At 70.9% G+C, this 13799-nt stretch carries 12 protein-coding genes; all 12 read right to left on the bottom strand.

Translation table 11 applies throughout. The features are described from left to right. Position 1: 1 nt before the first annotated feature. Positions 2-1339, bottom strand: coding sequence for a UDP-glucose/GDP-mannose dehydrogenase family protein (locus tag FHT37_RS23805; protein WP_183485326.1), 1338 nt, complete (start codon positions 1337-1339; stop codon positions 2-4). Positions 1340-1397: 58 nt separating this feature from the next. Then, a complete protein-coding gene (locus tag FHT37_RS23800) occupies positions 1398-2405 on the bottom strand; it encodes an NAD-dependent epimerase (RefSeq protein WP_183485323.1) in 1008 nt (335 codons plus the stop codon). 91 nt (positions 2406-2496) lie between these two features. After that, positions 2497-3435, bottom strand: a complete 939-nt coding sequence (locus tag FHT37_RS23795; RefSeq protein WP_147240273.1) for a hypothetical protein — start codon at positions 3433-3435, stop codon at positions 2497-2499. Positions 3436-3459: 24 nt separating this feature from the next. Beyond that, positions 3460-4683, bottom strand: a complete 1224-nt coding sequence (locus FHT37_RS23790; protein WP_183485320.1) for a glycosyltransferase family 4 protein — start codon at positions 4681-4683, stop codon at positions 3460-3462. 10 nt (positions 4684-4693) lie between these two features. Continuing rightward, positions 4694-6154 carry a lipopolysaccharide biosynthesis protein gene (locus tag FHT37_RS23785; RefSeq protein WP_183485317.1) on the bottom strand — a complete coding sequence of 487 codons (1461 nt, stop codon included), beginning with the start codon at positions 6152-6154 and terminating at the stop codon, positions 4694-4696. 33 nt (positions 6155-6187) lie between these two features. Continuing rightward, on the bottom strand, positions 6188-7075 hold the full coding sequence (locus FHT37_RS23780) for a hypothetical protein (RefSeq protein ID WP_091721548.1): 888 nt from the start codon (positions 7073-7075) through the stop codon (positions 6188-6190). 22 nt (positions 7076-7097) lie between these two features. Beyond that, complete coding sequence (locus FHT37_RS23775) at positions 7098-8294, bottom strand: acyltransferase (RefSeq protein WP_183485314.1); 1197 nt, start codon at positions 8292-8294, stop codon at positions 7098-7100. A 41-nt stretch (positions 8295-8335) separates the two neighbouring features. Next, positions 8336-9157, bottom strand: coding sequence for a WecB/TagA/CpsF family glycosyltransferase (locus FHT37_RS23770; protein WP_183485311.1), 822 nt, complete (start codon positions 9155-9157; stop codon positions 8336-8338). 16 nt (positions 9158-9173) lie between these two features. After that, positions 9174-10382: a glycosyltransferase family 2 protein gene (locus tag FHT37_RS23765; RefSeq protein ID WP_183485308.1), complete on the bottom strand. Its 1209-nt coding sequence runs from the start codon at positions 10380-10382 to the stop codon at positions 9174-9176. Continuing rightward, positions 10375-11580: a glycosyltransferase gene (locus FHT37_RS23760; protein WP_183485304.1), complete on the bottom strand. Its 1206-nt coding sequence runs from the start codon at positions 11578-11580 to the stop codon at positions 10375-10377. Before FHT37_RS23760 ends, FHT37_RS23765 begins: the two co-directional genes overlap by 8 nt. After that, positions 11577-12221 carry a serine acetyltransferase gene (locus FHT37_RS23755; RefSeq protein ID WP_183485301.1) on the bottom strand — a complete coding sequence of 215 codons (645 nt, stop codon included), beginning with the start codon at positions 12219-12221 and terminating at the stop codon, positions 11577-11579. Before FHT37_RS23755 ends, FHT37_RS23760 begins: the two co-directional genes overlap by 4 nt. Next, positions 12218-13783, bottom strand: a complete 1566-nt coding sequence (locus FHT37_RS23750; protein WP_183485298.1) for an Atrophin-1 multi-domain protein — start codon at positions 13781-13783, stop codon at positions 12218-12220. Before FHT37_RS23750 ends, FHT37_RS23755 begins: the two co-directional genes overlap by 4 nt. Between the last annotated feature and the right edge of the window lie 16 nt (positions 13784-13799).

Genomic DNA, 13799 nt, shown 5'->3' with positions numbered 1-13799 from the left:
CTCAATCCGACTTGCGCTTGCCGCGGCCGATCGCGTGGTGCTCGATGCCCAGCGTCGACATCAGCGCCGGTTCGTACAGGTTGCGACCGTCGAAGACCACCGGCTGCTTGAGCTCGGACTTGATGCGGTCAAAGTCCGGCGTGCGGAACTCCTTCCACTCGGTCACGATCACCAGCGCGTCGGAATCCGCCAGCGCGTGCTCCGCGCGTTCGCAGAAGCTCACGCCCTGCACCTGCGCGAGCAGCTTGCTGGCCTCGCTCATCGCCACCGGGTCGTAGGCCGCGATGGCCGCGCCGCGCTTGACCAGCTCCTCGATGATCACCAGCGACGGCGCCTCGCGCATGTCGTCGGTGTTGGGCTTGAACGCCAGGCCCCACAAAGCGAAGCGCTTGCCCGCCAGGTCCTGGCCGAATCGCGCCACGATCTTGTCCACCAGCACCAGCTTCTGCCGGTCGTTGGCTTCCTCGACGGCGTTCAGCACCTTCAGCTCCTGGTCGTACTCGCGGCCGGTGCGCACCAGCGCCTTGACGTCCTTGGGGAAACAGGAACCGCCATAACCGGCGCCCGCGTACAGGAACTGGTAGCCGATGCGCGGGTCCGAGCCGATGCCGCGACGCACCAGCTCGATGTCCGCGCCGACCTTCTCCGCCAGCAGCGCCAGCTCGTTCATGAAGCTGATGCGCGTGGCCAGCATCGCGTTGGCGGCGTACTTGGTGAACTCGGCGCTGCGCACGTCCATCACGAAGAGCCGGTCATGGCTGCGGGTGAACGGCGCGTAGAGCGCGCGCATCATCAGCGTGGCCTGCTCGTCGTCGGAACCCACGACGATGCGGTCAGGCTTCATGAAGTCCTCGATCGCCGCGCCTTCCTTCAGGAACTCGGGGTTGGACACCACCGCGAAACCGACGGTCGCATCGCGCCGGGCCAGTTCCTCGGCGATGGCGGCGCGGACCTTGTCCGCGGTGCCCACCGGCACGGTGCTCTTGTCCACGACCACCTTGTAGTCGGTCATGCGCTGGCCGATCGAGCGCGCCGCGGCGAGCACGTACTGCAGGTCGGCCGAGCCGTCCTCGCCCGGGGGCGTGCCCACCGCGATGAACAGGATGGTGCCGTGGTTGACCGCCGCGTCGACGTCGGTGGTGAACTGCAGCCGGCCGGCCTCGACGTTGCGCTTGACCACCGCGTCCAGGCCCGGCTCGTGGATGGGAATGCCGCCCTCGTTGAGGATGCGGATCTTCTCGGCATTCACATCCAGGCAGACCACGTGGTTGCCCATCTCGGCCAGGCAGGCGCCGGTGACCAGGCCCACGTAGCCGGTGCCGATCGTCGTGACTTTCATTCCAGTACTCCTGATTGAATCAACGGGGACGGACCGGTTCGCCGGTCCGCCTGGGATCTCATTGCTTGAAGTAGTCGCGGTACCAGGCGACGAAACGCCGGATGCCCTCGGGCACCGGCATCGCCGGGCGGAAACCGGTCCATTCGGCCAGTTCCTCGACGTCCGCGTGGGTGGCCGGGACGTCGCCATCCTGCAGCGGCAGGAACTCCTTGATCGCCTCGCGGCCCACCGCCTGCTCGATCGCCGCGATGAAGTCCATCAGCGGGATCGGCGCGTGGTTGCCGATGTTGAACACGCGGTACGGCGCGTTGGAGCGCGCCGGGTCCGCCGTCACCGGGTCGTAGGCCGGGTCGGGCGTGGCGCTGCGGTCGAGCACCCGCACCACGCCTTCGGCGATGTCGTCGATGTAGGTGAAGTCGCGGATCATCTTCCCGTGGTTGAAGACCTTGATCGGCTCGTTCGCGAGGATGGCCTTGGTGAACAGGAACAGCGCCATGTCGGGCCGGCCCCAGGGGCCGTACACGGTGAAGAAGCGCAGTCCCGTCGTGGGCAGCTTGAACAGATGGCTGTAGGTGTGCGCCATCAGCTCGTTGGCCTTCTTGGTCGCGGCGTACAGGCTGACCGGATGGTCCACGCCGTGGTGCTCGCTGAAGGGCATCAGCGTGTTGCCACCATAGACGCTGGAGCTCGACGCGTAGGCCAGGTGCTGCACGCCGGTGTGGCGGCAGCCCTCGAGGATGTTGGTGAAGCCGACGATGTTGGCGTCGATGTAGGCATGCGGGTTCACCAGCGAATAACGCACGCCGGCCTGCGCCGCCAGGTGCACGACGCGATCGAAGCGGTGCTTGGCGAAGAGGTCGGCGATGCCCTGACGGTCCGCCACGTCCATGTGCACGAACTCGAAGCCGGGCCGGCCGTTCAGGCGCGCCAGCCGGTCGTGCTTGAGCCGCGGATCGTAGTAGTCGTTGAGGTTGTCCAGGCCGACCACCTGGTCGCCCCGCGCCAGCAGGATCTGGCTGACATGCATGCCGATGAAGCCGGCGGCGCCGGTGACGAGGATCTTCAAGCGCACTCCCGCGAATCGATGAACGCAATGCCGGCCATTCTCCATGACGGATCACGCCGGGCGGACGCCGGTCCCTTGCTCATGGGGGGTGTCATCCGCGCAACCGTCCCAGCAGGCCCTTGACCATCGTCTTGGCCGCCACCTCCAGGCGCTCGGCGCGGGTGCGCGAGGCCGCCTGGCGCAGCAGCGCGGCGACCTCGTCGCGCGTCATCAGCGGGTAATGCGCCTCGCGGCTCAGGCCGTCGACGTCCTCCTGCTGCCCATTCCACAGCCGCACCGGGAAGCGGTAGAAGCGATAGCGCGGGTCGTCCAGCGGCAGCAGGTCGACATCGGGCCGCTGCGCCGGGTTGAGCAGGCCCAGCACCGGCACGTGGATGGTCTGCGCGTCCGACAGCCAGGTCGCCAGCCAGGCGAAGGAACTCACGCTGGTGACGACGTGCCGCGCGCTGCGCAGGCGCTCGAAGTCCGCCAGCACGCCCTGGCTGCGCACGACGCGCGCATCGGGCATCGCCTCCATCAGCAGGCGCGAGTACCAGTCGTCCTCGATCTGGCCGAACAGCACCGGACGCAGGCCGGTCTCGCGGGCCAGTTGCCGGTAATAGGCCGGCGGCACCGGGCCGTAGTCCGGGTGGCACTGGCCGAGGATCTCGGCGCCCCGCACGCTGATGAGCAACTCGTCGTCGCCGTGGCGCTCGACCTCGGCCCGGCCCGCCGGGAACAGCGCCTGGTAGGCCGAGGGCGGCAGGTAGTTGGCCATGCGCGAGCCGATGCCCACCAGCTTCATGTCGCGCAGCACGCCGGCCTTGACCAGCGAGGCCACGCCGTCGATGTCGATCAGGTGGCCGCGCAATTCCACCGGCTTGGCGCGCGGCGCCGGTTCCTCGCCGCCCTTGAGCGACCACAGCGGCATGTCGTAGCCGACGATGTCGAGCTCCGGGATCCGCGAGCGCAGCGAATGCCCGAGCATCAGCTGCATCATCTGGTTGCCCAGGTTGCCGGTGGGCTGGATGCGGAAGGTGACCGCGCTCATCGAGGGTGCTCCGTGTTGATCGTTTCAGTGCCCGCGCAGTTCCGCATACAGGGCCTCGTAGGTATTGCCGATGGCGGCCATGCCGAAGTCGCGCGCGGCGCTTTCCGCCAGGGCGGCCGACGAGGCCGGCGTGCGCTGCGCCAGCAGCTGCAGGCACAGCCGCGCGAACTCCTGCGGATCGCGCGACGGCGTGTTCACCGCGTCCGGCCGCTCGCCGACGATCCAGCCGGTGATCTCCGGGATGTCCATCACCGCCACGGCCAGCCCCGCGCACATCGCCTCGACGATGGCCGTGCCGAAGCCCTCCTGGCGCGAGCAGAACGCGAACAGGTCGACCGCGCGCAGGATCTCGTGGATGTCCTCGCGCCGCCCCAGGAAACGCACGCCGCCGATGCCGCGCTCGGCCATGTACTGCTGCAGCTGGACGTGGAACGGGTTGGCGTCCTCGTTGCCCGGCCCGATGATCAGCAGGACCGCGTCGGGCCGCTCGCGCCGGATGGTCTCGAAGGCGGCGATCAGCAGGTCGTAGCCCTTGCGGTGCTCGACCGCGCCGATGCTCGCCATCACCGGCACGCCCTCGGGAATGTCCAGCGCGGCGCGCGCGCGCGCGATCTCGTCGGGCATGGGCAGGTAATAGCGCGCGGTCTCCACGCCGTTGGCCACCAGCAGCACCCGCTCGGGCGCCACGCCCACGCTGCAGGCCATGCGCTTGAGGCTGGGCGAGATCGCGATGTAGCGGTGCACCGAGCCCAGGCAGGCGCGGTACAGCTTGCCCATCAGGCGGCGCCGCGTCAGCGTGGCGGGGTCGTCGGACTCGGCCAGCGTCAGCTTGACGATGGTCTTGCGACCCAGCCACTTCAGCACCGGCATGGCCAGCAGTTCGGGCCCCTGCACCGAGTGGAAATGGAAGACGCGGAACTTGGGGTGCGCCAGCGCGAAGAGCACGATGCGCAGCGTCCAGATCAGCTTGCGCAGGTTGGAGCGCGCCGCGGTGAAGGTGCGGCGCCGATAGAGGTCGAAGGACTCGTGCCGCAGGTCGGCATCGGCGCCGTCGCCGTTGTCGGCCAGGAAGGCGACCTCGCAGCCGCGCGTCTGGAGTTCGGCGCCCAGGCGCAGCGCCTGCACGATCGCGCCGCCGAATTCGGGCGGGAAGGTGAAGCACACCATCAGGATGGCGCCATCGGCGGCCGAGGCGGTGGCCCGGGATTCGTCGAGCGGGTCGGCAGTGGCGGGAACAGGGGAAGTCATCGGGGACGCCTCAGGATGCACGGGACAGCTTGCCGCGGAACATGGCCTTGACCGAGGCCATCTTCTGCGGCGCGAGGACGGCCATCAGGCCGAGGTAGCAGGCGGCGAAGAGCGCGTACTGCGCGGCCAGGCGCCACAGGCCGGTCCGGCCCACGGCCGCCGCGTGGCCGAAGATCCAGCGGTCGCCGCCCCAGACGAGCACGCCGGCGGCCAGCGCCGCGAGCACCTGGTAGCCGATCGCCCGCAGCAGCGGCGCCGGGCCGGTCTCGAGCAGACGCAGCACCGCGGCCATCGTCAGCAGCAGGTTGAGCACGGTGGCGATCAGGTAGGCCTGCGTCAGCCCCACCACGCCGAAATGGATGCCCGCGGCGAAGGACGCGACCTGCAGCACCGAGCCGATCACGCCATAGCGCAGCATCAGCCCGGCCTGGCCGGTGGCCAGGAAGGCGCTGCCCGAGGTGCTCAGCACCGACTGGATGAAGCCGGTGGGTGCCAGCCACGCGAGCAGCACCTCGGCGCCCGCCCACTTCGCGCCGAAGACCACGGCCACCGTCGGCTCGCGGAAGAACCAGAGCGCGGCCATCACCGGCGCGGTGCCGAAGGTGATCACGCCCAGCGAGCGCAGGTACACCTCGGCCATCTGCGCGCGACCGCCCTGCTGGTGCGCCTGCGTCAGCAGCGGGAACACCGCGCGGGCCACGACGTGGCTGATGTTCTGCACCGGGAACAGCATCAGCCGGTAGGCCACGCTGTACAGGCCCAGCACCGCCGAGCCCAGCACCTTGCCGATGATGAAGCTGTCGGCGTTGCGGGCGAAGTAGTTGACGAACTGGAACGCGGACACGTTGCCGCTGTAGCCCGAGATCTCCCGCAGCCCGTCCCAGCGCGGGCGCGGCGCGGGCCGCCAGTCCGACATCGCCCACAGCATCGCGCCTTGCACCGTCGCGGCCACCAGGGTCTGCGCCACCAGCGCGTACACGCCCCAGCCGGCCAACGCGGCGCCGACCGCGGCCAGCAGCGCCAGCACCACGGCGACGCTCTCCACCGCGGCGATGCGCTTGAACTGCGACGCCCGCTCCAGCAGCGACTGGTGGACGATGCTGCTGCACGCCACCGGGAAGGACAGCGCCATCAGGCACAGCACCGGCACCAGCGTCGGGGCGTCGTAGAAATGCGCCACGGCGGGCGACGCCGCCATCAGGGTCAGGCAGATCAGGCCGCCCAGCGCCATGTTGAGCCAGAACACCGAGGCCTTGAGGCCCTCGGTCAGCGTCTCGCGCTGGATCAGCGCCGAGCCGGTGCCGAAGTCGCGGAACAGCATCGCGAAGTTGGTGAAGATCGCCGCGATCGCCAGCAGCCCGTAGTCCGACGGCGACAGCAGCCGCGCCAGCAGCGTCACGCTGGCGATCTGCGAGCCGATGCGGGCCAGCTGCGAGAAGGCCGCCCATTTGATGTTGTGCAGGATGGACACGCGCGCGTTCCGGATCTCTGGACGCGGGCCGGCTCAGGCCGGCTCCTGCGCCATCTTGCGCAGGTCGTCGGCGACATAGGTCGCGGCGACCTGGCGGTCGTTGCCGCCGTTGAAGCTGTTGAAGTGCACCAGCCCCTGGTCGTGCGTGCCGGGCAGCCCCTCGAAGTAGCGCGGCAGCCGGCCGAGCTGGCGCACCCGCAGTCCCGCGCGCAGCGCCATCGCGTGCAGCCAGATGTCGTCCGCCTTGGGGCAGCAGGCCTTGAACGCATCGCCCTGCGCGTGCATGAAGTCCAGGAACTGCGGCGGATAGATCACCCCCGACACGCCGGTGGCGAAATGGCGCCAGCGCGGCTCCCGGCTGCCGCACGGCGGCCATTCCCGGTATGGGCGGATGGCGGTCCCGTCCGGGTCCTGCAGCGCCACCACGTGGGCGCGGTAGCAGCTGATCTGGTCCGGCGCGGCGCGGTAGGCCTCCCACAGGCGACGCAGCCACCAGCGCGGATAGACGATGTCGTCGTCGGCGGTGACCAGCGGCACTTCGTGATGCGCCTGCGAGGCCACGTAGGGGTAGTACTTCGTGTGCGGACCGAGGTTGTCGGTGAGGTGCACCTCCAGCCCGCGCGCCTTCAGCCGACGCAGTCCCTCGGGCAGGTCCTTGAAGCGCGCCGCGTCGTCCAGCCACAGGATCAGCCGCGAGGGCTTGAGCCGGCCGCGGCCGATGCTCTCGATCGTCAGGTGGACGGTGTCGATGCGCGGGCCGTAGGTGGTCAGCGACACGACCGGGCCGCCCGGCGCGACGACCGGCTCGGTGGCGGTCTCGTTGAGCCGCTGCAGCGCGCGCACCTGCCCCGGCACCAGCCGCGGCGCGAGCTTGTAGACCAGCTTGCGGTGAATCTTCGAGATCAGCAGATCGATGTCCATGAACCCAGTACCCCTCCTCGAATCAACCCTTGGAGCGGGGCGCCGCCGCCGCCCGCGCCCCCGTCAGGCGCAGGCGGACCAGGTCCATCACGCCCCCCACCCAGCGCTTGACCACCGGCTCGGCATAGGTCACCACCAGCCAGCTCAGCAGCAGCACCGCCAGCGAGGCGATCACCAGCGCCATCGCGGGCTCCACGCCCACGCGGCGCAGCTGCCCCATCGCGACCGCGCCGATGTTCTGGTGCACCAGGTACAGCGGGTAGGTCATCAAGCCCAGCACGCGCAGCAGGCTCACCAGCGACTTGCTCGAGCGCCAGGCCGCGTTGTGCCGGATGCCAAGCAAGATCACGGCCAGGCTGACCAGCCAGATCGCCAGCGCGGGCCACCAGGGGTTGGTGCGCGGGCCGTTGGCATCGACGTTGGTCCAGAAGATCTGGACCACGCAGGCCGCCAGCGTCGCGGCCAGCGTCGCCCAGGACGGTCGCTTCTGGCCGTCGATCAGCACGGCCCAGATGAAGATGCCGGCGGCGAAGAACGCGCCGTGCTTGACCAGCAGCAGCTCCAGCACGCGCTCCACCAGGTAGGGCAGCGTCTTGTGCAGCACCGCCAGCGCCGGCACCGCGCCGGTCTGGCCCAGCGTGTAGGCCGCCCAGTAGGCCAGGCAGATCCAGGCCAGTGCCGCGGCCAGCCGGCCGATGGCGCGTTCCTTGCCGCGCCAGATCAGCACGCCCACCGACGCGTAGAAGAAGATCTCCACGCCCAGCGTCCAGAAGACGTTGTCGATCCACGGGTACCAGGGCATGAACAGCATGCTGTGGCGATAACCCCGCATCAGGTCGGTGGTGAAGCCGCCGTAGTGCCAGGCCAGCACCCCCAGCGTCAGCGTCGAGCACACCCAGGCCGCCGGCACCAGGCGCACCACGCGGCTGCGCAGGAAGGCATAGGGCGTCGCGCCGCGCGCCGAGTACGCGATCACGATGCCCGAGATCACGAAGAACACCTGCACGCCGATCCAGCCGTAGAAGGACAACCACGGGATCAGCGGCTGCGCGAAGGTGCCGCCGCTGAGCTCGTAGGGCCGGCTGTCGGGGCGGTCGCCGATGCTGAAGGCCAGGTGGGAGAACAGCACCAGCACGGCGGCCAGGAAGCGCACCAGGTCGATGGCGATGACGTGCTGCTGGCGGGGATTGGCGTGGACGATCGGCTCAGGCTGGGACATGGGAATTTCCTCCGGAACGGGCGAGGGGCATCGCTGGCATGTCAGGCTGACGAGCGCCGCCGGCCGACGGCCGCGGCATAACGCCGGGCCCTTGACAGGAACAGGGGATTGCCGAGCACGTAGCGCTTGAACAGCCGGCGCGGCTCGCGCGCCAGGCGGTACAGCCACTCGATGCCCAGGCGACGCATCCAGGCCGGCGCGCGCGTCGCGCCACCGCCCAGGAAGTCGAGGATGGCGCCGCCGCACACGATCACGCAGGGGTGCGCCAGCGCGCGGCGGAGCTGCTGCGCGACCTGCTCCTGCTTGGGCATGCCCATGCCCAGCACGACCAGGTCGGGTGCGAAGGCGCGGGCCAGCGCGACGTAGGCCTCCGGCGCCTGGAACCCGTCCAGCGCCTCGACCACGGCGCCGGGCGCGAGCTCGTCGCGGATCCGCGCGGCCGCCACGGACAGCTGCGGATCGCGCGTGCCCAGCACCAGGATGCGCCGGCCGGCGTGACGCGCGACGATGCGCGGGATCAGGTCGGTGCCGTTGAGGTTCAAGCCGGGCGCGCGGCCCAGCCGGTCCATCAGCATGCGCATGCCCGAGCCGTCGCGCAGCACCCAGTCGGCCTGCGCCACGGCATCGGCGAAACCGGCGTCGGTCACCGCCGAGTTCATCGCATGCGCGTTGACGAAGGCGACCACGCGCGGGCGGTCGACACCGCCCGGGCCGCCGGCGGTCATGGCCCGCAGCAGCTCGTCCTCGACGCCGCGTTCATCCGCCACGACCGTGAGCGCACCCAGGATCGCGCGCCAGCGGTCGATCCAGGTCGGACCGACCGGGGTGGCGGCGCGGGAGGTGGAACTGTGGAGATCCGTCATGGTGCGGGGCCGCGTCTCAGTGATCGCGCTTGGTGCGCACCCATTCGGTCTGGCGGCGCACGACGAAGCTCAGGTAGATGGGCAGCTTGGCCAGCACGTAGACCGGCGCCTTCAGCAGCTCGCCCAGTCCGATCAGCTCGGCGGCGAAGCGATGGCGTGCCGCGACGATCGCGACCAGCAGCGCCGCCACGCCCAGCAGCGCAAGGACCAGCCCCGCCACCCAGCCGGTCAGCAGCGCCCAGATCGCCTGCGCCAGCGTGGCCACGACCAGCAGCCCGGCCAGCAAGGCCAGCGGTGGCACCAGCATGTCCATCACCAGCATCGCCTGCGCGAAGCGGCCGCGGCGCAGCGCCTCCCACAGCAGCTTCGGGCCCTCGCCCACCAGCAGCGACAGGTGGCCGTGCTCCCAGCGCGTGCGCTGGCTGCGCTCGCCTTCCTGGCTGGCGGCGAAGACGCTGGTCACCAGCACGTCCTCGCAGAACAGCGGCGGCGTGCCGTCGCGGGCCAGCCGCACGCCCAGCTGCATGTCCTCGGCCAGATGGCCGCTGGCCAGCGGCGCGCGCAGCGCCACCGCCCAGGGAAAGGCCATGCCCGTGCCCAGCAGCTGGCAGGGCAGTCCCAGCCGGAACATGCCGCGCGAGCGCGCCAGGTTCTTCACCCGCATCGCGAATTCCGCCACGCGCGCCTTCAGGCCGGGCGTGGGGGCGTGCATCAGGTAGCTCGCCTGCACCGGCCGGCCATGCGCCTGCGCCAGGCCGGCCACGCGCGGGATCAACCCCGGCGACAGCACGCAATCCGCATCCAGCACCAGGACGACGTCCGGCGCATGGCCCTCGTGCTGCGCCAGCATCTCCAGGTGTCGCACGCCGAAGTCCAGCGCGTAGCCCTTGCCGCGGCGCTCCGCATCGTGGCGCTCGACGACCTCGGCGCCCACCAGCCGCGCCTGCGCGGCGGTGTCGTCGCTGCAGTTGTCCGCCACCACCAGCACGCGGTCGTCGGGCCCCAGTTGCGACAGCGTCTGCATGATGGTCGCGCGCACGCCGTGGCCCTCGTTGTGGGCGGGAATCAGCACCGCGATGCGCGCGGGCCGCGGCTGTGCGGGCAAGGGCGGCGGCTGCCGCAACGCCAGCACGATCTGCACCAGCAGCAGCAGCGCGGGCAGTACCAGCAGCGCGGTGCCGGCCAGCAGCAGCCCGTTGACGACGGCCAGGACGGTGTCAAGCATGGGCGTACTCGCTGAAGAGACGGAGCAGGCGCGAGGCCTCGGTGTCCACGTCGTGGCGGGCGAGCACGCGGGTGCGCGCGGCCTCGGCCATCTGGCGCAGGCGTGCGTCGTCGCAGTCCAGGCACTCGCGCATCGCCTCGGCCAGCGCCGGCGCGTCGCCCGCGGGCACCAGCCAGCCATGCGTGCCCGGCACGATCAACTCGGGGATGCCGGCGATGGACGTGCTCACGACCGGACGGCCCAGCGCCATCGCCTCCATCGCCACGACGGGCAGGCCCTCGGCGAAGCTCGCCAGCACCAGCGCGCGCGCGGCCATCAGCTCGGCGCGGACCTGGTCGCTGCCGATCCAGCCGGTGATGCGCACCGTGCGCTGCAGGCCCAGCTCGGCGATGCGGGTCTCGATGGCCGCGCGCAACTCGCCGTCGCCGGCCAGCACCAGCTCGAAGTCGGGGCGCTCGCGCGCCAGCAGCGCGGCGGCCTCGATCAGGAGCAGGTGGCCCTTCTGCTCGGCAAGGCGTCCGACGGCCACCAGCCGGCGACCGCTGGGCGGCGCGTCCGCACCGGCGTGGAAGCCGGGCTCCAGCCCGCAATGCACGACCTGCACCTTGGCCCAGTGCGCACGCTCCACCCACCGGAACAGCTGGCTACGGCAGAAGGACGTGATGGCAACGACGAAACGCGCGCGGCGGATCTTCTCGCCCAGGTGGAGGAATTCGGGTTTGTCGAATTCCTCCGGGCCATGGACGGTGAAGCTGTAGCCCGGCCCGCCGAGCGCATGCAGCAGCATCGCGACCTCGGTCGAGTTGGTGCCGAAATGCGCATGCACATGCGTGACGCCGGCATCGCGCATCAGGCGCAGCGCGACGCAGGCCTCGGCCAGGTAGACCAGATGCAGCGGCCAGGGGCGATCGGCGCGACGGCCCATGCGCAGCGCCAGTCCGAGCGCGCCGAGGAAACGTCCGGGCGCGCGCAGCGCCTCGCGCACGAGCGCGGTGCCCAGCGCCGCCGCGCCGCCGCGCAGCAGGTAATGGGTGCGCGCCTTCTCGGCCTGGTCCTGGGCGTCGGGCGCGGGATCGTCCCAACCGCGCACGGCCACGCGCAGGACGTCCTGGCCCTGCTTTTCAAGCGCTAGGATCTCCCGGCGGATGAACGTGTGGCTGACCTTCGGATAGTGATTGACGAGGTAGGCGATCTTCAAAGGGTCACACTCCCTGGCTCCTGCTCCTGCGGAGCCGGATGCTTGTTCTGCTCTTGGCCGGCGTCGACGCCGACAGGTCCGGCGCCAGGGCAAGCATCGTTCCTGGCGCGCAGCGCCTCGCCCCGGTGCAGGATGCGGGCCGGATTGCCGACCGCGGTCGCACCCGGCGGCACATCCTGCAGCACGACGCTCATCGCGCCGACCTTGCAACCGGCGCCCAGTCGCACGCCGCCGAGCACCTGCGCGTAGGCGCCCAGCTCCACGCCGTCCTCCAGCACCGGGCATGGGCCGCCGTCGACGCGGTTGCCCAGGGTCACGCCCTGGCGCAGCGTGCAGCCGGCACCGATGACGGTGCCTGGATTCACGAAGATGCCGCCGAAGTGCCAGATCCGGAGCCCCGGCCCGATGCGGGTCTGCTTGGGCAGGCTGATGCCGGTCAGCGTCTCCACGACGGTGTGCAGCAGCAGGTGCAGCCGGCGGTGCAGGCCCTGCGCGAAACCGGGCGGCGCCGCATCGACGCGGCGTCCGTAGCGGTAGATCCAGAGCGCCCACATCGACTGCTCGCGCAGCGGCATGCGGCCCAGCCCCCAGCGGGCGACATCGGCGGCCCAGTCCGGGTCGCGGTGCGCGCGCAGCGTCATCGCTTGCTCCTCTCGCCGTCGGACCGGGCCGGCCCGCGGCGGGCGGCCGAGGCCTCGACCGGCACCAGCGCGCCGCCCACCGACGACTCGCCCGGTCCGGGCCCGCTGCGCACGGTCAGCCGGACAGCGCCCTGCCCTTGCGGCCATTCGAAGGTCTTGCTCGCACCGTCGGCGAGCTCGCCGCTGTCGAAGAGCGTCGTGCGCCGGTCCGCGTCGAGCAGCTGCAATTGCAGCTTCGCGTCGCCGGTCGCGGTCACGGTCAGCCGGTAGCGCCGGCCCGCCTCGGGCTTGGCCCAGGTGACTGGCTGCAGGCTGCGGCCACTGTCGTTCACCTGCACGGCGATGCCTTCGCCGGGCGGGAACACGACCGCCTGGCGGCGGGTGTCGAAGACGCCCGGCGGCCGATCGGCGCCCGCGCCCGCGACCGCTGCCTTCATCGCGGTGGCTTCCGCGCCGCCGCGGCGCCACGGCCCGCGCAGCGACATCTGGTTCTGCGGCGTCTCCATCGACATCGGCCGGCCATTGCCGTCGACCCAGCGCTCCACGGCCGTGACCTGGCGCAGCGCCGCGCGCACCCGGTCGAGCTGGGCCGCGAACGCGGGATGCCAGCCGCGCTTCATCGGCGACTTGTTGGCCCCCATCTCGACGTAGATCACGAACGGCGTCTCGACGTTGCGATCGACGACGTAGGCGCCGTAGACCTTCAGCGTGCGCGCGACCTTGCGCAGCAGCGGGTCCTCGATGGGGCTGACGTCGAAGTCCGGCGGCAGCATCATCAGCGCGCCCTGCGGGATCTGGCCGGTGTTGGACCTGGCGCCGGTGTCGGCCGAGGTGGCCGGGAAGATGTAGGCCGGGTCCGCCGACAGCCCGGTGTGCGTCAGCGACATCGCCAGCGCGTGCCGGAAGAGCTCGTCGCCGTCGTCGATCTCCTTCGCGCGCACCAGGCCGCCCATCGTCGGCACCGCCGCGGCGCGGGCGCCCTGGAAGTAGTGACCGGGCTCGCCCCAGCCGCGACCGTCCAGGCGCGTCCACGCGTACTGGTCGGCGCGCCACTGGCCGTCGATGAATCGCAGCACGTTGAAGGAATGGATCACGCGGTCCACCGGGTCGACGATGTCGCCATGGCCGTCGGCCGCGCTCGCGGGCACGACGCCGGCGGGCCAGCGCGGGATGGTGATCTGCTCGCGCATCGCCTCGGCGTCCGGATCCCAGATGCCCTTGCGGCCCGGCAGCGGCAACACGGTGACCGGCGGATCGTCGGACGCGGCCACGAACACGCCGGTCGACCACTTGCCGTCTTCCATCGTGGGGAAGTTCTTCGCCTTCGGGATCTCGAAGCTGCCCAGCGTCACACCGATCGGGCGCGCGTTCCAGGGCGAGTCCGCCGCGAAGGGCCGGTCGGCGGTGCCGAAGCGCAGGTGACGCACCGCGCGGGCCTGGGGATCGGCGGCATCGGCCTTGTCGGTGGCCTGCGGCGTCGCCCACGCGCCCGCGCCCATCGCCGCCGCCAGTCCGGCGAACACGCCCGACAGCAGCCAGCGGGCGGAACGGATTGTGAGCATCGACGTCATCCGTCCA

Origin of the sequence: Mitsuaria sp. BK037 (assembly GCF_014193045.1) — a bacterium.
In the GTDB taxonomy this organism is placed as follows: domain Bacteria; phylum Pseudomonadota; class Gammaproteobacteria; order Burkholderiales; family Burkholderiaceae_C; genus Roseateles.
Note: the sequence above shows the minus strand (reverse complement) of the source record. Positions and strands in the feature narration are given on the sequence as shown.

Coding starts and splice junctions, on each gene's coding strand:
- FHT37_RS23805 (WP_183485326.1), bottom strand. CDS start 1,339: ATGAAAGTCACGACGATCGGCACCGGCTACGTGGGCCTGGTCACCGGC.
- FHT37_RS23750 (WP_183485298.1), bottom strand. CDS start 13,783: ATGCTCACAATCCGTTCCGCCCGCTGGCTGCTGTCGGGCGTGTTCGCC.
- FHT37_RS23765 (WP_183485308.1), bottom strand. CDS start 10,382: ATGCTTGACACCGTCCTGGCCGTCGTCAACGGGCTGCTGCTGGCCGGC.
- FHT37_RS23790 (WP_183485320.1), bottom strand. CDS start 4,683: ATGACTTCCCCTGTTCCCGCCACTGCCGACCCGCTCGACGAATCCCGG.
- FHT37_RS23770 (WP_183485311.1), bottom strand. CDS start 9,157: ATGACGGATCTCCACAGTTCCACCTCCCGCGCCGCCACCCCGGTCGGT.
- FHT37_RS23780 (WP_091721548.1), bottom strand. CDS start 7,075: ATGGACATCGATCTGCTGATCTCGAAGATTCACCGCAAGCTGGTCTAC.
- FHT37_RS23755 (WP_183485301.1), bottom strand. CDS start 12,221: ATGACGCTGCGCGCGCACCGCGACCCGGACTGGGCCGCCGATGTCGCC.
- FHT37_RS23795 (WP_147240273.1), bottom strand. CDS start 3,435: ATGAGCGCGGTCACCTTCCGCATCCAGCCCACCGGCAACCTGGGCAAC.
- FHT37_RS23775 (WP_183485314.1), bottom strand. CDS start 8,294: ATGTCCCAGCCTGAGCCGATCGTCCACGCCAATCCCCGCCAGCAGCAC.